Origin of the sequence: Chromohalobacter sp. (genome assembly GCF_039830575.1) — a bacterium.
Classification (GTDB): domain Bacteria; phylum Pseudomonadota; class Gammaproteobacteria; order Pseudomonadales; family Halomonadaceae; genus Chromohalobacter; species Chromohalobacter israelensis.
Genome location: NZ_JBDOOX010000017.1, coordinates 122,758 through 146,145, shown reverse-complemented (window position 1 = coordinate 146,145; position 23,388 = coordinate 122,758). Strand labels below are relative to the sequence as shown.

The window sequence follows — 23,388 nt, the reverse complement described above, 5'->3', positions numbered from 1 at the left end:
CTACTATGAAAAGGTGATATGAAAGTCCCCAAACGACTCCAACCGCTGCTCGAAGATGGACTGATCGACGAGGTCGTCAGCCAGTTGATGAGCGGCAAGGAAGCCCAGGTCTACGTGGTGCGCTGTGGCGCAGAGCGGCGTTGCGCCAAGGTGTTCAAGGAAGCCAGTCAACGCAGCTTCAAGCAGGCCGTTCAGTATCAGGAGGGCCGCAAGGAGCGTAACAGCCGGCGTGCCCGGGCGATGGCCAAGAAGACCCGCTATGGTCAGAAGGAGCAGGAAGCGGCCTGGCTCAGCGCCGAGGTGGATGCCCTGTACCGGCTGGACGCGGCGGGGGTGCGCGTGCCTCGGCCGCATGGCTTCGTCGACGGCGTGCTGCTGATGGACCTGATCGGCGACGGCGAGGGCGGTGTCGCCCCGCGCCTGAGCGAGGTGACGCTGAGCCCGCAACAGGCGCGCGATTATCACGACCGTGTCATCGCCGACGTGGTGCGCATGCTGTGCGCCGGGCTGGTGCATGGCGATCTTTCCGAATTCAACGTGCTGGTCGACCGCGAGGGCCCGGTGATCATCGACTTGCCCCAGGCAGTCGATGCGGCGGGCAACAACAGCGCGCCGATGCTGCTGGTGCGTGACGTCGACAAGATGCGCGACTGGTTCGGGCGCTTCGAGCCGGCGCTGCTCGACACCGACTACGGCAAGGAGATCTGGGCGCTTTTCGAGACCGGGGAACTGCATCCGGATAGCCGGCTCACCGGGCATTTCGAACCCGACACGTACAGCGTCGATGTCGTGGAGCTGATGGCGGTGATCGACGATGCGCGCGAGGAAGCCGAGGAGCGCCGCGAGCGCGCGCGCGACGACATCGAAGACGACGACTGAGGTCTCGACTGTCGCAAGCACCCTTGTCGGCATCGTTGGCGTCAATGATGCCAATGCGAATATTTATCATAATCATTGACTCTTGAGTCGAGGGTTTCCATACTTCGCGCTTCGGAAATGCCTCATGAAAGTGACGCCCATGACGCGTCCTCAAGGGAACACAATGAACAAACCTTCCTGTCGGCCGCACGAGTCAGGCCAGTCGTGCGGCCAAGCCCGCGCGCATTTTCTTCGCAGCCGCGCGTTACCGATCGCGTTGTTCTCCACCGTCTCGGTGCTTCCCCTCTCCTCGGCATGGGCACAGTCCGATGAGGCACCTGAGCTGGAGACGGTGACGGTCACAGCCGTGAACCTCTATGACAATGTCGGCTACACGCGCCGCACCACCGCGGCAGGCACGCGTTTCGAGCTGAGTCCCAAGGAGGTGCCGCAGTCGCTCAGCATCGTCACCGAGCAGCGCATCAAGGATCAGGATCTGCAGGACATCGAAGAGGTCCTCGCCAACACCACGGGCATCTCCGCCAGCCGCATCGACAGCAACCGCGTGTCGTTCTACTCGCGCGGTTTTCGCATCAACAGCTATCAATACGACGGCATTCCCACGCTCAACACGGACAGTCGCTGGTACTTCGGCGAGGGCTCCCAGAACACGGCGATCTATGATCGGGTCGAGGTAGTGCGCGGCGCCAACGGCCTGATGACGGGCGCGGGGAACCCTGGGGCCTCGGTCAATTTCGTGCGCAAGCACGCGGACAGCCGCGAGCTGACAGGGTCGGTGTCCGGCACGCTCGGCAGCTGGGACCAGCGCCGCGGCGTGGTCGATGTCACCACCCCGCTGACGGCGTCCGGCGATGTGCGGGCGCGGTTCGTCGGCGGCTACGACGATAGCGATTCCTATCTGGACCGCTACGCCGAGCGTGAGAAGTTCGGCTATGGGGTGATCGATGCGGACGTGACCGATCGCACCACCCTCTCGGTGGGTTACGACTACCAGAACACGCATGCCTCGTCGCCGACCTGGGGCGGATTGCCGCTCTGGTACAGCGATGGCAGCGAGACGGATTACAGCCGCTCGTTCAGCGTGGCCCCGGACTGGTCCTACTACGATTTCGAAGCCAGGAAGGTGTTCGCCCAGCTCGACCATCGCTTCGACAACGGTTGGGAGCTGCGCGGCACGGCGACCCACGAAGAGACCGACATGGACGGCAAGCTGGCCGCACCTTACTACGAGCCCTATTTCTCGTCTCCCGACCCCGTGACGGGACAAGGTCCATTCTTCTATACCGGCTGGAACCGGGGCGAGCGCGAGGTGGACTCGGTCGACGGCTATGCGAAGGGCCCGTTCGCACTGTTCGGTCGCGCGCACGAGCTCGTCGTGGGCGGCAGCTACAGCGACCAGAGCAATGACTACGAGAACACCTTCATCGACGGCTTTGCTCCCGGCGATTTCAATCACTGGGATGGCACGGCACCGAATGCGGGATGGGCGGATTTCACGCCGTCGGAGAGCGCCAGTGTGCGGCAGAAGTCGGTCTACGGCGTCACGCGGTTCTCGCTGGCCGATCCGCTGACGCTGATCGTCGGCGCACGCTATACCGACTGGCATGGCAGTACCTGGTCGAGCGGCCTGGGCAGCCATTCTCAGGACGAAGACGACATCACGCCGTATGGCGGCCTGGTCTACGACATCAACGATGTCTGGTCCACCTACTTGAGCTATACCGAGATTTTCCAGCCCCAAAGCTATCGCCTGGCAGGCGGTAACGGCTATCTCGATCCCCTCGTGGGCAAGAACTACGAGACCGGCATCAAGGCCGCCTGGTTCGATGGATTGCTCAACGCCTCGTTCTCGGTGTTCAGACTCGAGCAGGATAACGTGGCCGATATTGTCAGCACCCCCGGCTCGCTCATCACCACCGCCCCCCCTGTCAGCGACGTGGTCAGCGAAGGTTTCGAGGCCGAGCTGACCGGTGCGGTGACCGACGATCTCGATATGACCGTGGGAATTACCCACTACACGGCGACCTCCGCGGAAGGCTCGTTCAACACCGACCGCCCGCGTACCCAGGCCAACCTTTTCGCCAGCTACCGTGTACCACAGTGGCGTCAGCTGACGATCGGCGGGGGGGCCAGGTGGCAGAGCGATACCTTCATCGACGACCAGGCTGCGCCCGGCGGCGGAACCCGCGATTACGAGCAGAGCAGCTATGCGGTCGCGAATGTCTTCGGTCGTTACCAGTTCACGCCGCAGCTGGCGCTACAGGTCAACGTGAAGAACCTGTTCGACGAGAAGTACTACAGCTATTTCGACACCTACGGTGTCTATGGTGAACCACGACGGGTGACCTCGACGCTGACCTACGCGTTCTGAGTGTCCTGGCGGGCTCCGGCGCACGTGCCAACGCCGGCGCCCGCCAGCGTCTCGGCCGCTAGCCGGCTGGCCGTTTCCACGCCTCGAACCATCCCAGTCCCGCCCGGGTGCCGGCGCGGGGCTTGTATTCACAGCCGATCCAGCCCTCGAACCCGTCTGCGTCCAACTGCTGGAAAAGCCACGGATAATTCACTTCCCCGGTATCGGGTTCGTGACGCTCGGGCACGCCGGCGATCTGAATGTGGCCGACCCCTGCGCGATGACGCCGGTAGGTCGTCCAGAGGTCCCCGTCCATGATCTGGGTGTGGTAGAAATCCATCTGTACCTTGACGTTGGGCTCGCCCAGTTCGGCCACGATGGCGTGCCCCTCGGCCTGATGGTTGAGGCAGTATCCCGGCATGTCGCGGGTATTGATGGGCTCGATCAGCAATTCGAGGTCGTGTTCGGCGAGGCGGCGGGCGGCATGGCGCAGGTTTTCCAGATACACCTCGCGCCATGTTTCCCGTGCCACATCCTCGGGGGCCAGCCCTGCCATGGCATGCAGGCGCGGACAGTTCAGCGCCCGGGCGTAACGAATCGCGGTCTCGACGCTGTCGCGGAACTCCGCCTCGCGCCCCGGCAGGGCGGCGATGCCGCGCTCGCCGGCGTCCCAGTCGCCCGGCGGCAGGTTGAACAGCGCCTGCTGCAAGCCATGACGTCTCAACTCGGCAGCGATGTCATCGGCCTCGAACGCATAAGGGAACAGGAACTCGACCCCTTCGAAGCCGCAGGCGGCGGCCGCGGCGAAGCGCTCCATGAAGGGCTCCTCGTTGAACATCATGGACAGGTTGGCGGCAAAGCGGGGCATGGGGAGACTCCTTTCAGAAAGTGCTTACCAGTGGGCGCCGAAGGCCTGACGAAGCTCGTCGATTTCCGCTTCGCCCAGGGTGCGTACGTCGTGCTGGCGCAGCAGGAGATACAGCTTGGCGGTTTCTTCCAGTTCCTCGATGGCGTTGCGTGCCGCTTCCAGTGTCTTGCCCGCCACCACGGGGCCGTGGTTGGCCAGCAACACCGCACCATGGGACTTGGCATGTTCGCGTATCGCGTCGCCGAGGGCGGGATCGCCGGGACGATAGTAAGGAATCAGCGGCAAACGCCCCACGCGCATGACGAAATACGGCGTGATGGGGGGCAGGCAGGAGCGTTCATCGAGGCCGTTGAGACACGAGACCGCCGCCGAGTGTGTGGCATGCAGGTGAATGATGCCGCCGGTATCGGGGCGCTGATCGTAGAAGGCGCGGTGCAGGAACGACTCCTTGGTCGGTGGCTCGCCGTCGAGCAGGTTGCCGTCCCAGTCCAGCTTGGAAATTGCGGCGGGATCGAGGGCACCGAGGCTGGCGTTGGTCGGCGTCATCAGCCAGCCGTCATCGAGTCTGGCGCTGATGTTGCCGGAAGTGCCCGGCGCCATGCCCAGTAGTCGGAAGGAACGGCCGATCTCGGCAATCTCCTCGCGCAGGCGGTTTTCGTTGATCGTGGTGCTGATGTGGCTCATGGCAACATCCTCCATGCCTTGGTCATGAAGTCCCGGGCCCCGAAGTTGCCCGACTTGAGGGTCAGGGCGAGCGGCGCCGGCGTGCCAAAGGTGGTGGTCCAGGGCACGCCGGGATCGATGCTCGGGCCGATGCGCAATCCTTGCACCCCAAGCGCGTTGACCACCGCACCGGAGGTTTCGCCTCCCGCCACGAGCAAGCGCCGTACGCCATGGTGCTCGACCAAGGACTGGGCAATCTCGGCCATGGCGCGTTCGACCAGGGCCCCCGCTTCCGCGACGCCGAGGACCTCCTGCGCCCGTCGCACGTCTTCCGGCGAGGCGCTGGCATACAGCAGCACCGGGCCACGATCGAGATGCTCTTCGGCCAGCGCGAGCGCCGCCGCGATGACCCCTTCGAAATCATCGGCCAAGGCCAGGGCGTCGAGGTAATGGCTCGGGTAGTGCTCGCGGGCATGTTCGAGCTGCGCCAGGGTGGCGCGCGAACAGCTGCCGCTCAAGATGGCCTCTCGCCCGGCGATGGCGGGCAATGCATCGGCTTGTCCTGCCGCAGGCAACCGATCGGCCAGGTTGGCGGGTAGCCCCAGGGCCAGCCCGGAGCCGGCGGTCACCAGGGGCAGGTGGCGACAGGCGCGCGCCAGGGTATGCAAATGTGGCGTGTCGATGGCGTCGCAAACGGCGATGCCCACGCCCGCCGAGCGCAGTGCCTGCATGCGGGCCTCGACGGCCTCGACACCCTCGTTGAGCGTGGCGTAGTCGATCAGATCGACCCGCTGGTGCGTCTGGGCGCCGAGAACGCGCACCAGATTGGCATCCGTCATGGGCGTGAGGGGGTGATCCTGCATGCCGCTTTCGTTGAGCGGCACGCCCCCTGCGAACAGGTAGCCGTTGTAGACGGTGCGCTGGTTGGCGGGCAGTGCCGGGCAGGCCACGGTGAAGTCGGTGTCCAGCGCCGTCATCAGCGCGTCGGTCACCGGCCCGATGTTGCCCGCGGGCGTGGAGTCGAACGTCGAGCAGTACTTGAAATAGAACTGCTCGCAGCCCTGGGCCTGCAACCACGCCAACGCCTCGAGAGACTGCGCCACGGCCTCGTCGGCGGGCAGGGTGCGCGACTTGAGGGCGACGACCACGGCCTCGACGTCATCGTCCAGCGCCGTCGACGGGACGCCGATGGTCTGCAGCGTGCGCATGCCGGCACTGACCAGCATGCTCGCCACGTCCGTGGCGCCGGTGAAATCGTCGGCAATGCAACCGATGATGGGCATCGTCATTCCTCCTCCCCTGTCTCGTCATCGTTGGCCGCGAGAGACGGCAACCCGAAGCCCGGAAACGTCTTGATCACGGCAGCGTCATCGTCGCCGCCATGGCCTTGTGCCGAGGCTTGGGTAAACATGGTGAGCGCCTGACTGGTCAGTGGCAGGGGAAACTTGTCGCGGTGAGCGGTATCGTGAACCAGACCCAGATCCTTGACGAAGATGTCCACCGCCGAACGCGGCGTGTAATCGTCCTCGAGAATGTGCGGCACGCGATTCTCGAACATCCATGAGTTGCCGGCGCTCTGGGTGATGACTTCATACAGCACCCGTGGGTCGCAGCCGCCACGAATGCCATAGGCCATGGCTTCGGCGGCGGCGGCGATGTGCACCCCCGCCAACAGCTGGTTGACCAGCTTGACCTGCGATCCCTGTCCCATCGCGTCGCCAAGCCGAAAGACCTTGGTGGCGAGGGCGTCGAGGACATCCTCGACGCTGTCGAAGACATCGTCAGGCCCCGAGGCCATGATCGTCAGCGCGCCTTGTGCGGCCTTGGCGGCGCCACCGGAAATCGGCGCATCGAGCAGACGCAGGCCCCGGGCGGCGAGCTCCTCGCCCAGGGCGACCACGGCCTCCGGCGCGCAGGTAGCGCACGAGACGATGACGCTGCCGGGCGCCAGGCCGTCGGCGACGCCCTGGGGGCCGAACAGGACCTCGCGAGTCTGTTCGGCATTGACGACCACGCTGACGACGATATCGACGTGAGCGGCCATCTCGGCGGGCGTGGCGACCGCCCGGCCACCGTGGGCGTCGAATGCCTGTCGGGCGTCGGGTCGCAGGTCGCATCCCCAGGTCGTGAAGCCGGCATCGACCAATGAGGTCGCCATGCCCATTCCCATCGACCCCAGGCCGATGACCCCCACCCGCGCGCGTCGTGCTTGTGTCATCTCGCGTTCCTCGTCGTTGATGAAACGGCCGTTGATCAGGCCGACGTGTCGGTTCCGGTGTCCTCGATGCGTTCCAGCAGGTCCGTCGGCGCCTGGCGCAGGCGCCACTCGGCATGCTCGAGGTGGCGCGCGGCGGCCTGGGCGGCGGCCTCTTCGTCGCCCTGGGCGATGGCGTCGACGATCGCTTGATGCTCTTCGATGACCTGCGCCATGAACGTTTCGCGCAGCGACTCATTGGTTCGCGTCACGGTAACGGCGTGATGCAGGAAGCGGTTGTAGAAGTCGATGATCGCCGTGAAGTGCGTGTTGTTCGACGCCTCGGCGATGGCGCGGTGAAAGGCCATGTCCTGATCGACGCCGTCGGAGCCGACTTCGACAGCCTCGTCGATGTCGGCCATGGCATTGCGAATACGGCGCAATTGGGAGGGGGTGCGGCGCTGCGCCGCCAGACGCGCCGCCTCGACTTCCAGAGCCCGGCGCAATTCGAGAAGACGGATGATCGATTGCAGCGATGGGTCAGGAATCGCCAGGCGCAGTGCCACGGTGGGGACCTCGGCGACGAAGCTGCCGCTGCCGCGACGCGATGTGACCAGGCCAGCGTTACGCAGCATGGAAATGGCTTCGCGCACCACCGAGCGGCTGATGCCATAGCGTTCGCCGAGCGCCGCCTCGGTGGGCAAGCGCTCCCCGGGGCGCATCTCGCCGGTATGGATGGCGTGCGTCAGCTGCCGTGCGACCTGTTCCGAGAGTTGGGTACCACGGGTCGGTCGAGTCTCTGGGTCGGTGATCACCGCTGCTCCCTCTTGTCTTGTCGCGAGACGCAGGCTCTCGCCGGTATCGGCGTGAGCGTCTCCGACTAATGGTGGTGTTGCTCCGACAGATTTGTCAGACAACATTATAAATAGGGTGACGACGACGCAATACGTCTTTGGACCAACGCCACACCACCATGGGTAACTCATGCGGAGCGCTGCTTCGTTCGACCGGGGAGACATGCATGCAAGTCATCGTGACCGGAGGTGCCGGCTTTCTCGGCGCACGCTTGATCCAGACGCTGCTCGAGGAAGGTCAGCGCATCGAGGGAGAAGCGATTACACGGGTGACGTCGATCGATCTCGCGCCCTGTCCTCTCGACGATCCACGCGTCGAGTCATGGACCGGGGATATCGCCGACAAAGCGCTGATCGAGCGTGCCCTGGGAGACGATACGCTCGCCGTCTGCCATCTGGCCGCTGTGGTCAGCGCCCAGGCGGAGGCCGATTTCGAGCTGGGCATGCGCGTCAATCTCGAGGCGACACAGGCTCTGCTCGACGCCTGTCGTGCCCATCCGCGCCGCTTGCGTTTCCTGTTCGCCAGCTCTCTGGCGGTGTTTGGCCCCGGACTGGCACAGCCGGTGCCCGAAGAGACCGGCCCTCAGCCGCGTTCTTCCTATGGCGCGCAAAAGGCCATCGGCGAGCTGCTGGTCAACGACTACAGCCGACGGGGCTTCATCGATGGGCGTGTCTGCCGCCTGCCGACCATCGTGGCTCGCCCCGGCAAGCCCAATCAGGCGGCTTCCTCGTTCGCCAGCTCGATCATTCGTGAACCGCTGGCGGGGCAGCGTGCCGTTTGCCCCGTGGACCCCGACCTGCCGCTCTGGTTGTCCTCGCCGCGTGCGGTGGTTGGCAATCTGCGCCATGCCTTGCAACTCGACGACGCTGCACTGGGCGAGTGGCGCACGCTCAACTTGCCGGGCATCACCGTCACGGTGACGCAGCTGCTGGATGCACTTGAGCGCCAGGCAGGCGCCGAGACGCGCGGGCTGGTGGACTTCACGCCGGATGCTGCCATCGACAAGATCGTCGCGAGCTGGCCGGGGGGACTGGAGATCGCGCGCCCGTTGTCGCTGGGCTTCCAGGCCGATACCGATGTCGATGCCGTGATTCGCGCCTATCGCGAGGATTACTCGAGCACCTGACGCCCACCGAGGCCCGGCGGCGTGGGTGGCCGTCCGTGGCAACGGTGACACTCACGCATGCTTGCACCCCTGGATACAACAGCGCTGCTCAGACAGCCACAACAGTGCAAAGGAGTACGCCACCATGACGGAAACAGCCGCAGGTCCGCAGGTCATCATCGGCCTGGGTATCGCTATCTTCGTAATGATCGCGCTGGTCTTGAAAACCCGCGTGCACGCCTTGCTGGCGCTCATCATCGCCGCCTCGATCGCCGGCTTGATCGGCGGCATGCCACCCAATGCGGTGATCGGGGCGATCACCGACGGTTTCGGGAGCACGCTGTCGACCATTGGTCTGGTCATCGGCTTCGGGGTGATGATGGGGCGCATCCTCGAGGTGTCGGGCGCCGGCCAGCGCATGGCCTACTCCATCCTCAAGATGCTCGGCAAGGAGCGCGAGGACTGGGCGATGGCGCTGACCGGGTATATCGTTTCGATCCCGATTTTCTGCGATTCCGCCTATGTGATCCTCAATCCACTGGTCAGGGCGCTCGCACGCAACAGCGGCCGCTCGATTCTGGCGCTGGGCATTGCTCTGGCATCGGGGCTGGCCATCACCCACAGTGCGGTACCGCCGACGCCCGGCCCGCTCGGGGTGGCAGGCATCTTCGGTGTCGACGTCGGTCTGATGATCGCCTGGGGGATCGTCTTCACGATACCTGCCTTGATCGTCATGGTGCTCTATGCGCGCTTCATGGGGCCGCGCATCGAGGCGATGATCGAGCGTGACGTTCCCGATTCGTTGCGCCGCGATGAAGACGAGGACGATGCTCTTCCTGGGCAGCGGCCCATGGCGGAGTTGCCCACGTTGTTGAAATCGGTGCTGCCCATTGCGCTGCCGATTGCCTTGATTTTCCTCAATACGCTGGTGACCGCGATAGTGGGCGAGAGCGACGACCCCGCCCTGGCGGTGCAGATCATCCAGTTCGTGGGCCACCCGGTGATTGCCGTGGGGATCGGGGTTCTGGTGGCGGTGTATGGGCTCGTGCCCAAGATGCCGCGTGACCGGGTATTGGCGCATCTCGAAAAAGGTGTGGAAAGCGCCGGCATCATATTGCTGGTGACCGGTGCCGGGGGTGCCCTGGGGTCCGTATTGCGCGCCAGCGGGGCTGGCGATTACATCGGCGAAAGCGTCGCATCGCTGGCCATGCCGGCTTTCCTGATTCCTTTCATCATCGCCACGCTGGTGCGCTTCGTGCAGGGCAGCGGAACGGTGTCGATGATCACCGGCGCGTCGATTTCTGCCCCGATCCTGTCGTCCATGCCGGATGTCAATCTGGTTCTGGCGGCGCAAGCGGCGTGCCTGGGTGGGCTGTTCTTCAGCTATTTCAATGACAGCTACTTCTGGGTTGTCAATCGCATGCTCGGTGTAAGGACCGCCAAGCATCAGCTGCTGGTGCTGTCGGTGCCCACGACGCTGGGGTGGGCGGCTGCACTCGTCGCCTTGTTCATCGCCAACGCCTTCGTGGGTTGAGCGACACCCGGTCCGCATGGAAGAGGAAAGATGCCATTCCCCATCATCGAGTGACAATGCGCGGCGTCGCCTTGCATGGAGAAAGCGACGCCGCGACGTAACACGCCAACCGAATGACGTTTCATGTCAATCTAAAGCGTGGCGAGCTTTCGACAATGAAGGGGTTCGACGGCATCGTGCCGCCCATTCAGACGCTCAGGACGCCACCATGAATCGAAACGTCATTCTTACCTGTGCCATCACCGGCGCGGGTGACACGGCCGACAAGCATCCCGACCTGCCCATCTCGCCCAAGCAGATCGCCGACAGTGCCATCGAGGCCACGCGCGCCGGGGCGAGCATCGTGCACTTGCACGTGCGCGATCCGGAAACCGGTGGCGTGAGCCATTCCACCGAGTACTTCCGCGAGGCGGTGGGTCGCATCCGCGAGGCGGATGTGGATGCGGTCATCAACATCACCGCGGGCGGCGGGGGCGATCTGTTCCCCGAGGTTCGCGACGGTGTCATCCATGGTCTCGAAGGCACCGATCTGCAGACGCCGGCGGAGCGCCATGAGCCGGTCGGCGAGCTGTTGCCGGAAATCTGCACCCTGGATTGCGGCAGTCTCAACTTCGGCGACATGGTCTATCTCAACACCGCCGACTGGCTGCGCGAGCATGCTCGCCTGGTCAAGGACGCAGGGGTGAAACCCGAACTGGAATGCTTCGATCTGGGCCACGTGTGGTTCGCGCGTCAGTTGATCGAGGAAGGCCTGATCGAGGGCGATCCGCTGTTTCAGCTCTGCCTGGGGATTCCCTGGGGCGCCGAGGCGGATACCGAGACCATGCTCGCGATGCGCAACAAGCTGCCCGCCAACGCGCACTGGTCGGCGTTCGGCATCGGGCGCAGCGAGATGCCGATGGTCGCGCAGTCGATGCTGCTCGGCGGTCACGTGCGGGTCGGCCTTGAGGACAATCTTTACCTCAGCCGCGGCGTGTTCGCTACCAATGCTCAACTGGTGGAACGCGCCGCGACGATTGCCGAGAACCTGGGAGGCCGCGTGCAGACGCCGGCCGAAACACGTCAGACGCTGGGACTGCGCCAGCCGTGAGCGACAAGGAGAACACGATGTCTCGACAAGACACGGCCGCGGCGGCCGATGTGCCCGCGCGGGTCGCCGTCATCGGCACCGGCGTGATCGGCAATGGCTGGATCGTGCGGGCCCTGGCGGCGGGCTGCGATGTCGTGGCCTTCGACCCGGCCCCCGGCGCCGAGGCGACGACGCGCGCCTTCGTGGAACGGGTCTGGGAATCGGTGGCGACGATGGGCCTTGCCGACACGGCGGACCCGAGTCGGCTGCGTTTTGCGGCCTCGGCCATCGAGGCCGTCGAGGAGGCCGATCTGGTCCAGGAAAACGTGCCCGAGCGACTCGAGATCAAGCATCGCGTCCTGGCGGAGCTGGATGCACATGCCCCCGAGGGCGTGGTGATCGGCTCCTCGACGTCCGGCATCAAGCCCAGTGAACTGCAATCGGCCTGCACGCGCGACCCTGGTCGCGTCATCGTCGCGCACCCGTTCAACCCGGTGTACCTGCTGCCGCTGGTCGAGCTGGTGGGCGGTGAGCACACCGCGCCGGTCGTCACCGAACGCGCCCGGGCTCAGTATGCCGCGCTGGGCATGCGGCCGCTGGTGGTGCGTCGCGAAATCGAGGGTCATGTGGCCGACCGCCTGATGGAAGCCCTGTGGCGCGAGGCGCTGCACCTGGTCAACGACGGTGTCGCCACTACCGAGGAAATCGATGCCGCCGTGGTCTACGGTGCGGGGTTGCGCTGGTCGCTGATGGGCACCTTCCTGACTTTCCACCTGGCCGGAGGCGAGGGCGGCATGCGTCACATGCTGCACCAGTTCGGGCCGGCACTGAAGCTGCCGTGGACCAAGCTCGAGGCGCCGGAGCTGACCGACGAGCTGATCGAGAAGGTCGCCGACGGCTGCGAGCATCAGGCCGCCGGGCGCAGCGTCGCCGACCTGGAAACGCGGCGTGACGCCTTCCTTACCGAGCTGCTGGCATTGACCCGCAAGTACTGGCCGGAAGCCGAGGGACTCGAGGGGCGCATCTGATGAGCCGGATACCAGACAGTTCAACGCTCGGCCCCTTGCTGGAAACCCGGGTGGCCGACGCCTGGGTCGACTACAACGGCCACATGAACGATGCCGAGTATGCGCGGGTCTTCTCGCTGGCCGTCGAGGCGCTGATGGAGCGTATCGGCCTGGATATGGCGGGACGAGCCGAGCATGGTTACACGCTCTATACCCTCGAGACGCACCTTTGTTATCGAAAGGAGGCGCATCGCGGCGAGGCACTGGCGGTGACGCTCCTGCTGCTCGATAGCGACAGCAAGCGATTGCATGTGCTCTTCACGCTCACCAACGCCGCCGGCGAGACGCTGGCGACCAGTGAGCAGATGCTGATGGGCATCGACATTGAAAGCGGGCGGCCGGGAGCGTTTCCGGCGCCGGTCGCCTCGGCGCTCGAGACGCTCCCCCGGGCAGGCGAGGAGTGGCCCCGGGCCGCCGGGCGGCGCATCGGCATACCGCGTCGCTGAGCATGCGCGAGGCAAAAAACCCCCATGGCGTGCCATGGGGGTTTTTTGTGTCCGGGGCTCGCGTGGTCAGCCGTGCGCGAGGGCGTCGACGCGTTGCCGGCGGTGGGCTCGGCGCAACATGCGCAGCCGCGAGCGGGCCTCGTCGCGCTCCAGGTAGCAGCCCTGCAGCCAGCGGCGCCCGCCCTGGCCGACATCGAAGGCATCGCGGGCGTGCAACAAGCGGCGGTTGTCGAAGATCACCATGTCGCCGGGCGCGTAACTGAAACGCAACGCAAACTCCGGCTCGCGCAGCAGGCGCTGCAGCGCCATCAAGGCGGCATAGGCCGGCTCCACGTCCTCGAACGGCGCCATCAGCGGGCCGCGCAGAAAGTCGGCGATACGTACCTCGTCGAAGTGGCCGTTGGCGTCCAGCTTGATCATCGGGTCGAACCATACGTGGTCGGTGGTGCGGGCCGTGTTGGCGTAGCACCAGCGCACGCGCGTGAGCGTCGCGAAATGTTCGGGATGACGCTCGCGCAGGGCCTCGGCCACGGCGAAGCCGTCCATCATCACGGCATCACCGCCGACGGTGTCGTTTTCCAGGCAATGCAGCAACTGCAGACCGGGCTGGTACTCGCGGGTCGGCAGATCGACGTGCGGCGGCAGGGCGATCGAGGTATAGGCATTGGAATCGGGGTCGGGCTTGGCACGCACGTCGAACAGCGTACCGAAGTTGGTGGTGCGCGGCGGGCCGATGCGCCGGGCGATGGCATCCAGGCTGCCGGGGTCGGTGGGCAGATTGCGTAGCCTCACCAGGCCTTCGCCGATGACGGCCTCGAGGGCGCTTTCGAGGCAGGCGTCCGGTGCCAGGGGATCGTCGTCGGCGCTCAGCCAGTCATGCGCATCGAGAGTGGTGGGCGCGTCGCGCTCGCTGCCTTTCCACAGCGTCGTGGGGACCAGCGGCGCGTCTGCCGTGTCCAGGTTGGCGTAATCGTGGGCTCGCAGCCAGCCGGGATGAAATCGCAGGCGGCGTTGCTCCGGGGCGAAGACGATCTCCAGCGCACCGGCGTCGTCGAGGCGCGCCTCGCTGACCGTGGGCCACGCCCCGAGGCGTGACAGGTCGAGGATGCGCTCGCGGGTGGCCGGATTGACGGTGCTGTCGTCGGCGGCGTTTTCGCGCAGCCAGATGCTGTGGTATCGACTGACGCGACCGTCTTCCCAGCGCACTTCGACCTGACGGGGAGTGTGGCTCACGTGCTGGATGACGACCTCGATAGGCCAGGCATCGTAGTCCGGTGTCGCCGGCAAGGCGTCGAGCGGGGCGGTCGTGGGGGGAGAGAATGTCATGGCGGCCTCCTGGGCAGGGGAACATGGGCCTAGCATGGCGTTCCTCGCCACCGCCGTTTACACCTCAGGCGACGTCTTCTTGCCGTCAGTCGTCATGCCGTGGGTGGAGTGTCGGGGATGGAGTGTCGGGGCCGCGGCGGGCGTGGCGCGGGCTGGCGCCGAAATGCTGCTTGTAGGCCCGCGAAAAGCTGGAGGCGGAAGTGAAGCCGCAGGCCAGGCCGATGCTGAGAATATCGCGGTCGGTTTCCCGCAGCAGTTGCCGGGCGCGTTGCAGACGCAGGCGGAGATAGTGGTCGCGTGGCCGTTCGCCCAGCTCTTGCTCGAAGAGACGCTGAAGCTGGCGCAGGGAAATGCCGATACGCGCGGCGAGTCGCGCGAGCGGCAACGGCGCCTCGAGGTGACGCTCCATCAGGGCGACGGCCTCGATCACGCTGTGCTTGTGGGTCCCCAGGCGCTGGGTGAGGTCCTGACGCTGCTGGTCGTGACGCGGGCGCATGCGGGCGTGGATCAACTGCTCGGAGACGGCCGCCGCCAGGGCCTCGCCGTGCCGGCGCGCAATCAGGTCCAGCATCATGTCCATCGCGGCGGCGCCGCCGGCACAGGAGAAGCGCCGCGGCCCGACCTCGAAGAGCGACTCGACGGCGTCGAGCTCGGGGAAGCGCTCGCGAAACGCTGGCAGGCTTTCCCAGTGCAGGGTGACACGGTGCCCCGTGAGCAGGTCGGCGCGGGCCAGGATCAGGCTACCGGTATCGATGCCGCCCAGCACGCAGCCGTCCTGGTCGCGTTGGTGCAGCCAGCGCAGCAGGCGACGGGTCAGGCGTTCCTCGGGCTCGAAACTGGCGCAGATGGCGATGCTGGGCAGGGCGGGAGCCGACTCCAGCGAATCGTCGGCGAGCAGGGTCATGTCGTTGCTGGCGGTGACCGGAGCGCTGTCCAGACTGATGACACGCCAGGTGAACAGCGTCTCGCCGGCGATGCGGTTGGCGATGCGCAGCGGCTCGACGGCGGAGAAGAACGCCATCATCGAGAAGCGCGGCAGCAGCAGGAACCCGATGGGTTCGGGCAACGGGCCGGCATAGTGTAAGCGCATCAGTCCTCCCCCACGGCGATACATCGGGCGACGGGCGCCGCGACGTGGCTACCATAGCAAATTCCCCCGGCATGAGGGACGCATCGAGAAGAGGATCGGACAGGGCAGGCGGGGGGGCCGGCCGTGATGGCCGGCCCGGCTGGATCATTCGTCGACGAGCCACTCGTCGATGAGGTCGCGGTTTTCCTCGATCCATTGCTTGGCGCCTTGCGTGGGGTCGCCGACGTTTTCGATGGTCAGCATGAGATCGGCCAACTGGGCATGGCTCATGTGCCAGGTGTCGAGCATCTCGGTGACCTCGGGATGGCGTTCGCCAAAGCCCTTGGGCGACATCCACATGATGTCGTCACCGCCGCCGTAGCTCTTCTTGGGATCCTCGAGGGCCTTGAGGTCGTACTGCGCGTAGGCCCAGTGCGGTTGCCAGAGGGTGACCGCGATGGGCTCCTCGTTGGCGTAGGCCTCCTCGAGGGCTGCGAGCATGGCCGGCCCGGAGCTGTTCAACTGACGCAACGGCAGGTCGTAACTCTCGATGGCGTTCTCGGTCTCGCCGGAGATGGCCGAGCCCGACTCGATGCCGATGATGGTGGGCTGGCCCTGATAGACGAAGCGCTCGGCGTTGTCCTTGAGATCGCTGATGGTGTTGATGTCTTCCAGGTAGGCGGGCACCACCAGCTCGTCCTGAGCGCCGTCGAACCAGGCATCGTGAACGTCGATGCGGTCCTCGTAGGGCTTGATGTACTGGGCGTCGCCATTCGGGAGCCAGACTTCCAGCGAGATATCCAGATCGCCCTGTGCCAGCCCGCTGAACAGCACGCTCTTGCCCGTGGTGGTCAGCTCGACGTCGTAGCCCTGCTCCTCGAGAAGCTGTTGCCACATGTGCGAGACGGCGATGTTCTCCGACCAGTTGTTGGTGCCGATGGTCAGCGTGTCATCGGCCGAGGCGGTCATCGAGAGACCGGCCAGGCCACAGGCAACGAAAACGGCATTCAATGATTTCATACGCGTCCTTTTTGTGTCGTGAAGCGAAGGGATGAGAAAAGTGTTGCGCGATGGCGTCATTCTGCCATCAGCGTCTCGGAATAGCCGTAGGTCGAGAGGCGATCGATACCATCTTCGGTGATCAGCACCTGCTCTTCCAGCTTGACGCCCTCGGTGCCGTCGCGGTGGCCGATGTAGGCCTCGACGCACAGCGTCATGCCGGGCTCGATGTCACCATCGTAGCCTACGTCGTCCCAGTCCATGTCGTGGGCGATCAACGGCCATTCGCCGGTCATGCCGCAGCCATGGACGATATCCAGGTAGCGGTTCTCGCGATAGCCGTCGGGGATCGGCCATGCCTGGCGCGAGTAGTCGCGGAAACTCATGCCGGGGCGCAGCAGCGCGATGTTGCGCTCGAGCTGGTCGGCGGCCATGCGATACAGCGCTTTCTGCTCGGCATTGGGCGCACCTGCGCCGGGCACGTGGAAGGTCCGCGAGAAGTCGGTGTAGTAGCCGAAGCATCCCACGATGTCGGTATCGAAGGCGACCAGCTCACCCGGGGCGATGATCTTGTCCGAACATTCCTGGAACCACGGGTTGGTGCGCGCGCCGGAACTGAGCAGGCGGGTCTCGGCGTATTCGCCACCGGTCGCCAGCACATGCTGGTTGAAGATCGACCACAGCTCGTTTTCGCTCATGCCGGGGCGCAGGGCGGCCTCCATGTGCGTCATCGCGGCTTCGGTCAGCGTCACGGAACGATGGATGAGCGCCAGCTCGTCGACACTCTTGATCGACTTGGCGCCCTCGACCACGGTGGCGGCGTCGGTCAGTTCGAAGCCGGCCTGGCCCAGTGCCTCGATGGCGCCGGTGGGCGCGGATTCGATCCCCAGGCGCTGCCCTTGGGCATGCGAGCGCGCGAACAGACCGCGAATGTCGTCGACGAAGGCCTGGGTGTGCGTCGCGCAACGCGGGCCGCTGTATTGCGGCATCACCGCCCGGGCGGGGCGGACCTCGTCGAGCAGTTCGGCGTTGGCTGCCAGGTGCAGGCAGGCGCTGAACTCAAACAGCACCACCGGGCCGTCCGCCGCAACATAAAGGTAGCGCGCCGGGTTGCGCTGCGAATACACCTGCATGTTGCGCACGCCGCAGGCATAGCGAATGTTGATCGGGTCGAACAGGATCACCGCGTCCAGCTCGTGGTGACGCATCTGCTGACGCAGCCGCTGAAGCCGATAGCGCTCGACGCGCGAGAGCAGCTCGGCATCCAGCGTGGCGTGACGAAAGCTGCCGTCGGTGTAGGGACCGCCCGTGGGGACGGACCCGGCGAGTGAAACGATATCGCCCATTGAAAGATATCCTGGTTGAAAGTGAACGAAACGCCGGGAAACGCGTGCGAGGTGTCGTCAGCCCATGAGCGCGTCGTGGCGGCGCTGATTGTCGGCGTCGATGTGCTGTTGCGTGACGCGGCCGTAGATCCGCTTGGTGTGCTCCAGGCTGCCCATCATGTCGGGAGTCTTGGCGTAGCCGAGCAGCGTGCACAGGCGTTGTCCCTTTGCGGCGGCGACGCGGTGCATGGAGTAGCGCCCCTTGAACAGCTGCAGATCGCCGGTGTTGAGCGTCAACGACTCGACATCGGTGTGATCGCCCTCGAGCACGCGCTGAACGGCCGCGAAGTTCTCGTCGCCCGGGCGACGGATGTTGGGCGCGTACTGGAATTCACCGCCCTCGTTGGGACGCCGCGTCATCAAGCTGACGATGAATTCGTTGGTATCGAAGTGCCAGGGCAGCTCGGTGTCGTCGGGCATGACGTTGATGACCAGCCCCGCAATGGGATCGGCGAACTCGTAGATCACCGGCTCTTCGAGGCAGTCGGCCACGAAGCGTTGAAAGTCGGGGTCGCGATAGAGCTGCTGGACGATGGCGTCCTCGGGGATCAGGTCGCGTGCCACGAAACCGTTGGTGTAGTGCTGGAAGAAGCGAGCGGGATGATCCTCGGGCAGTGACGGGTCATCCGGCGTGACGTAGGGATTGACGTTGTTGTCCGAGTAGAACGCCTTGGGCGCCAGGGCCTCGCTTTCCTCGCGCAGCGGCTCGATGAGATCCTCGCGAATGAACTTCGACAACAGGGCGCAGCCATCGGTACGCAGTTGCTGGCGGACGCCCTCGACCGCCGCCCGGTAGGCGTCGCTGTCGCGCTCCAGGATCGGATAACGTTCGAGATCGATGATGCGTGCCAGGGGATGGCGGTCGGCGGTGACGTCTTGCTCGGTGGCTTGTGTTGCGAGTGTTGCCTGTGACATGAGATCGCCCCTCCTGATGGGTCGTGGCCGGCCAGTCGTGACGGGTCGGTCGTGACTGGCCGGTCGTGACTGGCCGTCGTGACTGGCCGTCGTGACTGGAAAGTGGCGATACGGTAAAAGCCCGGGGAGCGTGAAACTAATGAGAATGTCCGGCCATCTGCGACGAGATTCTTATCGTTCGGTCTCAGGCCCTTGGCGGCGCGCCTCGCGATCACTCATCGGCGCGATAGAGATGGCGTAGCGTGTCCGCCAGTGGTTCGGCGACGGCGGCGATGTGGGGCGTCTGCGTATAGGCCAGGTACCAGGGAATGCGCGGGATGTCGCCGGCCAGGGGGCGCATGACGACGTGCCCGGCCTGATGGGCGTCCCGGGCGGCCCAGCGCGACAGGATGCTCACGCCCTTGCCGGCGGCGACCAGCTCGAGGATCAGGGCAACCGACTCGATCTGTACCATGTGCGAGGGATAGACGCCGGCGGGCTGGAAGAAGTGCTCGAACTCGTGGCCGGACTCGGGCGTGATGCTGTAGGTGAAGTGTCGTCCCCGGTCGAATACCTCGGCGGGGATGGTGTCGCTCTGCGCGTCGGGGTGGTCGGGGGGCAGCACGGCCACCAGTGGCTCCTCGAACAGCAACTGGTGAGCGATCCCGCGCTGCGAAGGGACTTCGATCATGCAGATCATGTCGACCCGGTTGGCGAGCAGGGCCGTGGTCATGTCCGCCATGGGCAAGCGCACCAGGTCGATGTCGCGCTCATGCTGGTCGTAGAGATGCGGGATCGCCCGCGAGAAGGTGTCGTAGGGGCCGATGCCCAGGCGCAGGGCGGGCTCGGCGCGGCGAGCCAGCTGCCATGCCTCGAGCTCGGCATTGCGCAACTGGGGGAGTACCGCATGAGCGGTGTCGAGCAGACGCTCGCCCGAGGCGGAAAGCGTCAGCCGACGGCCTTCGCGATGGAACAGCGCGACGCCCAGGCGGCGTTCCATCTCCCGAATGCGATGCGTCGCCGCGGGCTGGGTGATGCCGATGGCGGCGGCGGCATCGTGCACCGTGCCGTGGGTCGCGATGGCGTCGATCAACACGTAATACTTGATATCCAGCATGGGACTCTCGGGTCTCTTGAAGGGTGGCGCGTCGCGTGAAACGACATGCTACGCTCGATGCCAGATGCGACAAGGAGCACGACACGATGTCGGACCACCACGATACGGCCAACACCGAGTTGGACGAGGCGACGATCAGGCTGGCCACGGAAATCTTCAACAGCGCGCGCAACGGCGAGACGGAAAAGCTGCGTGGCTGGCTGTCCCAGGGATTGCCCCCCAACATGTGCAACGACAAGGGCGACAGCCTGCTGATGCTGGCCAGCTATCACGGGCATCTCGACGCCACGCAACTGCTGCTCGAACATGGCGCCGACCCCGAGATGTACAACGACAACGGCCATCATCCACTCTCCGGCGCGGCCTTCAAGGGACACCTGGCCATGGCCGAACTGCTGGTCACGCATGGCGCCTCGGTCAATGCGCGTTCTCCCGACGACAAGACGGCCCTGATGTTCGCGGCGATGTTCGACAATGCCGAGATCGTCGAGTATCTGCTGGCCCAGGGAGCCGATCCGCGTGCCACCGACAGCCGTGGCATGACGGCCAGCGAGCTTGCCTCGGCGATGGGCGCGACACGCACGCCCGCGCTGCTGGATGCCGTCTGAGCGCATCTTGGCACGCCCGCGCGAGCACGACCGTCCGAAAACGGCGAGGCCCCTCGCCGCCCCTGGCATCGAGGGGGCAGCGAGGGGCCTCGTCGCATCAGCGTGCCGGCAGGGCGTGGTTTACACCGCGTCCTTGCCGGTCTCGCCCGTACGGATACGAATGACCTGTTCGAGCGGCGAGACGAAGATCTTGCCGTCGCCGATCTTGCCGGTGTTGGCCACCTGCGTGATGGCGTCGATCACCTTCTCGATCATGTCGTCGTCGACGGCGACCTCGAGCTTGACCTTGGGCAGGAAGTCGACCACGTATTCGGCCCCGCGATACAGCTCGGTGTGGCCCTTCTGACGGCCGAAGCCCTTCACTTCCGTGACGGTAATCCCCTGAACGCCGATCTCGGACAACGACTCGCGGACGTCGTCGAGCTTGAACGGCTTGATGATGGCGGTCACCAGTTTCATCGTCTTTCTCCTCGCATCGTATGTGCGGGTGGCGCATACCACCCTCGATTATGCCCAACGATCATGCTTTCAAGCATACACCGCTGGTCGCGGGATTAAAAAAAGGCCCCCCGAAGGGGGCCAGGGGAGCACGCCAGCTCACTCGGTATGTCGGCTCTCTTACTTCTTGCCGACGGAAAATTCGGGGTAGGCTTCCAGGCCGCATTCCGCCAGGTCCACCCCTTCGTATTCTTCTTCCTCGCTGACCCGGACGCCCATCACGGCCTTGAGGATCAACCACACGATCAGGCTCGCGATGAAGCACCACAGGAAGATGGCGACGGCACCGATGATCTGTGAGCCGAAGGAGGCGCTGGCGTTGGTGACAGGCACCACCAGAACGCCCCACAGGCCGGCCACGCCGTGTGCGGAGATGGCACCGACCGGATCGTCGATCTTCAGCTTGTCCAGCGCCACGATGGAGATGACCACCAGCAACCCGCCGACGGCACCGATGAGCGTGGCGCCCAGGCCGGTGGGTGACAGCGGATCGGCGGTGATCGCGACCAGACCGGCGATGGCACCGTTGAGGGCCATGGTCAGGTCCGCCTTGCGGAACCAGATCTTGGCGAGGATCAGCGCGGCGATCACGCCCCCGGCGGCGGCGGCATTGGTGTTGACCAGTACCTGCGCCATGTTGTTGGCGGAATCGATGTTGGAGACCATCAGCTCGCTGCCGCCGTTGAAGCCGAACCAGCCCATCCACAGGATGAAGGTCCCCAGCGTCGCCAGCGGCAGGTTGGCACCGGGAATGGCGTAGATCGCGCCGCTCTTGCCGTACTTGCCCTTGCGCGGCCCGAGTACCAGCACCCCGGCCAGAGCCGCGGCCGCCCCGGCCATGTGGACGATGCCCGAGCCGGCATAGTCGGAATACCCCAGCTCGGCGAGCCAGCCGCCGCCCCAGGTCCAGTAGCCGGACGTCGGATAGATGATCGCGGTCATCACCACGGCGAAGGCCAGAAACGCCCAGAGTTTCATGCGTTCCGCCACGGCCCCGGAGACGATCGACATGGCGGTCGCCACGAACACCACCTGGAAGAAGAAGTCGGCCCGGTTGGAATAGTAGATGTCGCCGTTGCTGCCCAGGACCTGGTCGGCCGTGTTCTCGGCGCCCAGCAGGAAGCCCAGGCTCGGCATGAAGCCGCCAGCGCCACTGGAATACATCAAGTGGTAGCTGAACAGCAGATACATCGTGCAAGAGATGGCGAACAACACCACGTTCTTGGTCAGGATCTCCGCCGTGTTCTTGGCGCGGACGAGACCGGCCTCGAGCATGGCGAAACCGGCGGCCATCCACATGACCAGTACGGCGCAGACCAGGAAGTAGAAGGTGTCGAGCGCGTACGATAGCTGTGTAATATCTTCAGTCATTTATTATCTCTCCTTCAGCCCGCGCCGTTATACGGCGTCGGCCCCGCGTTCACCGGTACGGATTCGAATGACGTCTTCGAGCGGCGTGACGAAGAGCTTGCCGTCGCCGATCTTGCCGCTGTTCGCGGCATTGCTGATCGCTTCCAGCACGCTTTCCAGCCGGTCTTCTTCGACCGCGATTTCGATCTTGACCTTGGGTAGGAAGTCCACGACGTATTCGGCGCCGCGGTACAATTCCGTATGCCCCTTTTGGCGCCCAAACCCCTTCACTTCCGTGACGGTGATGCCTTGGACGCCATTGTCGGCCAGCGCCTCGCGGACATCGTCCAGCTTGAAGGGTTTGATGATGGCGGTTATGAGCTTCATGCCAGTTCTCCCGTTGTCGGCTTTCGCCTCTCTGGAAGTACGCAGAAGCTATGCCATATTGGTCATGCGCCATACAAAACAGTCGTTTATGGCGCTCAAGGGGCTGGTGGTGGCAGGCATGCACGGGGGGCGGGCCAGCGTTTGGCGGATGTTGGTGCAGGGCCGCGCCGGCCGTGCACCAACATGGCGCATGCGTATTCCGCTGGCCTTGCGTATGCTTGTGACAAGAAGGACATGTTCAATCCGAGGGAACCCCCATGGCGACACAAGACCTCTTCTCACGTCTCGCGCAGCAAGTCGGCGACCGCCTCCAGGACGCCTCGCACGCGCCGGAAGACATTCAGCGCAGCGTGCAGGGCGTGATGCGTAGCGCCTTCGACCGCATGGAGCTGGTCTCGCGCGAGGACTTCGACATCCTGATGGAAGTGCTGCAGCGCACGCGTTCCCGGGTCGAATCCCTCGAGGCCCAGGTGGCGGCACTGGAGGCGGCCCTGGACGTGGGACAGAGCGCGCCGGTGGCCGCGGCCGAAGGGGCGGAACCCGCCGCCGACGATGCGGATGACGACGCGCGCCGCAACGACGCCGCAACGTCCGGCGGCGACCGCGAGAGCTGATCCCCTCCTCCTTGATGTGACGATGCGGCCTGGCGCGATGTGCCGCATCGATGTTCGATGACTTTGCCCGCCAGGCGCCGTTTCGGTGCGCGCGATGCCCGTGCTTTCTCG

General features: G+C 65.1%; 23 protein-coding genes. 9 read left to right on the top strand and 14 right to left on the bottom strand.

All coding sequences use genetic code 11. The features are described from left to right. Window positions 1-18 precede the first annotated feature (18 nt). Complete coding sequence (locus ABGX75_RS16250; RefSeq protein WP_224113364.1) at window positions 19-879, top strand: PA4780 family RIO1-like protein kinase; 861 nt, start codon at window positions 19-21, stop codon at window positions 877-879. A gap of 124 nt (window positions 880-1,003) precedes the next feature. Continuing rightward, on the top strand, window positions 1,004-3,250 hold the full coding sequence (fhuE, locus tag ABGX75_RS16245; RefSeq protein WP_347411036.1) for a ferric-rhodotorulic acid/ferric-coprogen receptor FhuE: 2,247 nt from the start codon (window positions 1,004-1,006) through the stop codon (window positions 3,248-3,250). Between the two features lie 58 nt (window positions 3,251-3,308). Here fhuE and otnI read toward each other — a convergent pair whose 3' ends face one another. Genes otnI through ABGX75_RS16220 form a run of 5 tightly spaced genes read right to left on the bottom strand, consistent with a single transcriptional unit; the run spans window position 3,309 to window position 7,769 of the window. After that, on the bottom strand, window positions 3,309-4,097 hold the full coding sequence (otnI, locus tag ABGX75_RS16240; protein WP_011508471.1) for a 2-oxo-tetronate isomerase: 789 nt from the start codon (window positions 4,095-4,097) through the stop codon (window positions 3,309-3,311). 24 nt (window positions 4,098-4,121) lie between these two features. After that, window positions 4,122-4,781 carry a 3-oxo-tetronate 4-phosphate decarboxylase gene (otnC, locus tag ABGX75_RS16235; protein ID WP_011508470.1) on the bottom strand — a complete coding sequence of 220 codons (660 nt, stop codon included), beginning with the start codon at window positions 4,779-4,781 and terminating at the stop codon, window positions 4,122-4,124. Then, the gene (gene otnK, locus ABGX75_RS16230) at window positions 4,778-6,049 is read right to left on the bottom strand and encodes a 3-oxo-tetronate kinase (RefSeq protein ID WP_179152359.1); all 1,272 of its coding nucleotides are present in this window, start codon (window positions 6,047-6,049) and stop codon (window positions 4,778-4,780) included. Before otnK ends, otnC begins: the two co-directional genes overlap by 4 nt. Further along, window positions 6,046-6,978 (bottom strand): L-threonate dehydrogenase, encoded by a 933-nt coding sequence (ltnD, locus tag ABGX75_RS16225; RefSeq protein WP_347411035.1) that lies wholly within the window; start codon window positions 6,976-6,978, stop codon window positions 6,046-6,048. The genes otnK and ltnD overlap by 4 nt, the downstream gene beginning before the upstream one ends. A 35-nt stretch (window positions 6,979-7,013) precedes the next feature. After that, window positions 7,014-7,769 carry a FadR/GntR family transcriptional regulator gene (locus tag ABGX75_RS16220; protein WP_011508467.1) on the bottom strand — a complete coding sequence of 252 codons (756 nt, stop codon included), beginning with the start codon at window positions 7,767-7,769 and terminating at the stop codon, window positions 7,014-7,016. 206 nt (window positions 7,770-7,975) lie between these two features. Between ABGX75_RS16220 and denD the strand changes: the two genes are divergently transcribed. The 5 genes from denD (at window position 7,976) to ABGX75_RS16195 (ending at window position 13,030) form a co-directional block, all read left to right on the top strand. Continuing rightward, on the top strand, window positions 7,976-8,935 hold the full coding sequence (gene denD / locus ABGX75_RS16215) for a D-erythronate dehydrogenase (protein WP_301968737.1): 960 nt from the start codon (window positions 7,976-7,978) through the stop codon (window positions 8,933-8,935). A gap of 124 nt (window positions 8,936-9,059) precedes the next feature. Beyond that, complete coding sequence (locus ABGX75_RS16210) at window positions 9,060-10,448, top strand: gluconate:H+ symporter (RefSeq protein ID WP_128691536.1); 1,389 nt, start codon at window positions 9,060-9,062, stop codon at window positions 10,446-10,448. A 208-nt stretch (window positions 10,449-10,656) separates the two neighbouring features. Beyond that, entirely contained in the window at window positions 10,657-11,538 is an 882-nt protein-coding gene (locus ABGX75_RS16205; protein ID WP_179152357.1) for a 3-keto-5-aminohexanoate cleavage protein, read from the top strand. A 17-nt stretch (window positions 11,539-11,555) separates the two neighbouring features. Further along, a complete protein-coding gene (locus ABGX75_RS16200) occupies window positions 11,556-12,545 on the top strand; it encodes a 3-hydroxyacyl-CoA dehydrogenase NAD-binding domain-containing protein (protein WP_181396287.1) in 990 nt (329 codons plus the stop codon). Continuing rightward, window positions 12,545-13,030: a thioesterase family protein gene (locus tag ABGX75_RS16195; RefSeq protein WP_347411034.1), complete on the top strand. Its 486-nt coding sequence runs from the start codon at window positions 12,545-12,547 to the stop codon at window positions 13,028-13,030. Before ABGX75_RS16200 ends, ABGX75_RS16195 begins: the two co-directional genes overlap by 1 nt. Before the next feature lie 66 nt (window positions 13,031-13,096). On the opposite strand, the gene ABGX75_RS16190 is transcribed toward ABGX75_RS16195, so the two are convergent. From ABGX75_RS16190 to ABGX75_RS16165, 6 genes are all read right to left on the bottom strand, one after another. After that, window positions 13,097-14,356: a TauD/TfdA family dioxygenase gene (locus ABGX75_RS16190; RefSeq protein ID WP_347411033.1), complete on the bottom strand. Its 1,260-nt coding sequence runs from the start codon at window positions 14,354-14,356 to the stop codon at window positions 13,097-13,099. An 85-nt stretch (window positions 14,357-14,441) separates the two neighbouring features. Beyond that, on the bottom strand, window positions 14,442-15,446 hold the full coding sequence (locus ABGX75_RS16185; protein WP_287124737.1) for a GlxA family transcriptional regulator: 1,005 nt from the start codon (window positions 15,444-15,446) through the stop codon (window positions 14,442-14,444). 144 nt (window positions 15,447-15,590) lie between these two features. Then, a complete protein-coding gene (locus ABGX75_RS16180) occupies window positions 15,591-16,445 on the bottom strand; it encodes a glycine betaine ABC transporter substrate-binding protein (RefSeq protein ID WP_347411032.1) in 855 nt (284 codons plus the stop codon). Window positions 16,446-16,501: 56 nt separating this feature from the next. Further along, window positions 16,502-17,770, bottom strand: coding sequence for a Xaa-Pro peptidase family protein (locus tag ABGX75_RS16175; RefSeq protein WP_011508457.1), 1,269 nt, complete (start codon window positions 17,768-17,770; stop codon window positions 16,502-16,504). 57 nt (window positions 17,771-17,827) lie between these two features. Then, window positions 17,828-18,724, bottom strand: coding sequence for a hypothetical protein (locus tag ABGX75_RS16170; protein WP_128691530.1), 897 nt, complete (start codon window positions 18,722-18,724; stop codon window positions 17,828-17,830). A 211-nt stretch (window positions 18,725-18,935) separates the two neighbouring features. After that, window positions 18,936-19,820 (bottom strand): LysR family transcriptional regulator, encoded by an 885-nt coding sequence (locus tag ABGX75_RS16165; RefSeq protein WP_011508455.1) that lies wholly within the window; start codon window positions 19,818-19,820, stop codon window positions 18,936-18,938. Between the two features lie 86 nt (window positions 19,821-19,906). On the opposite strand from ABGX75_RS16165, the gene ABGX75_RS16160 reads away from it, so the two are divergent. Beyond that, a complete protein-coding gene (locus ABGX75_RS16160) occupies window positions 19,907-20,428 on the top strand; it encodes an ankyrin repeat domain-containing protein (RefSeq protein WP_011508454.1) in 522 nt (173 codons plus the stop codon). A gap of 120 nt (window positions 20,429-20,548) precedes the next feature. Here the strand turns inward: ABGX75_RS16160 and glnK are convergent, their stop codons facing one another. From glnK to ABGX75_RS16145, 3 genes are all read right to left on the bottom strand, one after another. After that, window positions 20,549-20,887, bottom strand: coding sequence for a P-II family nitrogen regulator (gene glnK, locus ABGX75_RS16155; RefSeq protein ID WP_011508453.1), 339 nt, complete (start codon window positions 20,885-20,887; stop codon window positions 20,549-20,551). 159 nt (window positions 20,888-21,046) lie between these two features. Further along, window positions 21,047-22,297: an ammonium transporter gene (locus tag ABGX75_RS16150; RefSeq protein ID WP_347411031.1), complete on the bottom strand. Its 1,251-nt coding sequence runs from the start codon at window positions 22,295-22,297 to the stop codon at window positions 21,047-21,049. A 27-nt stretch (window positions 22,298-22,324) separates the two neighbouring features. Next, a complete protein-coding gene (locus ABGX75_RS16145; protein ID WP_011508451.1) occupies window positions 22,325-22,663 on the bottom strand; it encodes a P-II family nitrogen regulator in 339 nt (112 codons plus the stop codon). 257 nt (window positions 22,664-22,920) lie between these two features. On the opposite strand from ABGX75_RS16145, the gene ABGX75_RS16140 reads away from it, so the two are divergent. After that, complete coding sequence (locus ABGX75_RS16140; RefSeq protein ID WP_347411030.1) at window positions 22,921-23,277, top strand: accessory factor UbiK family protein; 357 nt, start codon at window positions 22,921-22,923, stop codon at window positions 23,275-23,277. Window positions 23,278-23,388 lie beyond the last annotated feature (111 nt).

Coding starts and splice junctions, on each gene's coding strand:
- ABGX75_RS16250 (WP_224113364.1), top strand. CDS start 19: ATGAAAGTCCCCAAACGACTCCAACCGCTGCTCGAAGATGGACTGATC.
- fhuE (WP_347411036.1), top strand. CDS start 1,004: ATGAAAGTGACGCCCATGACGCGTCCTCAAGGGAACACAATGAACAAA.
- otnI (WP_011508471.1), bottom strand. CDS start 4,097: ATGCCCCGCTTTGCCGCCAACCTGTCCATGATGTTCAACGAGGAGCCC.
- otnC (WP_011508470.1), bottom strand. CDS start 4,781: ATGAGCCACATCAGCACCACGATCAACGAAAACCGCCTGCGCGAGGAG.
- otnK (WP_179152359.1), bottom strand. CDS start 6,049: ATGACGATGCCCATCATCGGTTGCATTGCCGACGATTTCACCGGCGCC.
- ltnD (WP_347411035.1), bottom strand. CDS start 6,978: ATGACACAAGCACGACGCGCGCGGGTGGGGGTCATCGGCCTGGGGTCG.
- denD (WP_301968737.1), top strand. CDS start 7,976: ATGCAAGTCATCGTGACCGGAGGTGCCGGCTTTCTCGGCGCACGCTTG.
- ABGX75_RS16210 (WP_128691536.1), top strand. CDS start 9,060: ATGACGGAAACAGCCGCAGGTCCGCAGGTCATCATCGGCCTGGGTATC.
- ABGX75_RS16205 (WP_179152357.1), top strand. CDS start 10,657: ATGAATCGAAACGTCATTCTTACCTGTGCCATCACCGGCGCGGGTGAC.
- ABGX75_RS16200 (WP_181396287.1), top strand. CDS start 11,556: ATGTCTCGACAAGACACGGCCGCGGCGGCCGATGTGCCCGCGCGGGTC.
- ABGX75_RS16195 (WP_347411034.1), top strand. CDS start 12,545: ATGAGCCGGATACCAGACAGTTCAACGCTCGGCCCCTTGCTGGAAACC.
- ABGX75_RS16190 (WP_347411033.1), bottom strand. CDS start 14,356: ATGACATTCTCTCCCCCCACGACCGCCCCGCTCGACGCCTTGCCGGCG.
- ABGX75_RS16185 (WP_287124737.1), bottom strand. CDS start 15,446: ATGCGCTTACACTATGCCGGCCCGTTGCCCGAACCCATCGGGTTCCTG.
- ABGX75_RS16180 (WP_347411032.1), bottom strand. CDS start 16,445: ATGAAATCATTGAATGCCGTTTTCGTTGCCTGTGGCCTGGCCGGTCTC.
- ABGX75_RS16175 (WP_011508457.1), bottom strand. CDS start 17,770: ATGGGCGATATCGTTTCACTCGCCGGGTCCGTCCCCACGGGCGGTCCC.
- ABGX75_RS16170 (WP_128691530.1), bottom strand. CDS start 18,724: ATGTCACAGGCAACACTCGCAACACAAGCCACCGAGCAAGACGTCACC.
- ABGX75_RS16165 (WP_011508455.1), bottom strand. CDS start 19,820: ATGCTGGATATCAAGTATTACGTGTTGATCGACGCCATCGCGACCCAC.
- ABGX75_RS16160 (WP_011508454.1), top strand. CDS start 19,907: ATGTCGGACCACCACGATACGGCCAACACCGAGTTGGACGAGGCGACG.
- glnK (WP_011508453.1), bottom strand. CDS start 20,887: ATGAAACTGGTGACCGCCATCATCAAGCCGTTCAAGCTCGACGACGTC.
- ABGX75_RS16150 (WP_347411031.1), bottom strand. CDS start 22,297: ATGACTGAAGATATTACACAGCTATCGTACGCGCTCGACACCTTCTAC.
- ABGX75_RS16145 (WP_011508451.1), bottom strand. CDS start 22,663: ATGAAGCTCATAACCGCCATCATCAAACCCTTCAAGCTGGACGATGTC.
- ABGX75_RS16140 (WP_347411030.1), top strand. CDS start 22,921: ATGGCGACACAAGACCTCTTCTCACGTCTCGCGCAGCAAGTCGGCGAC.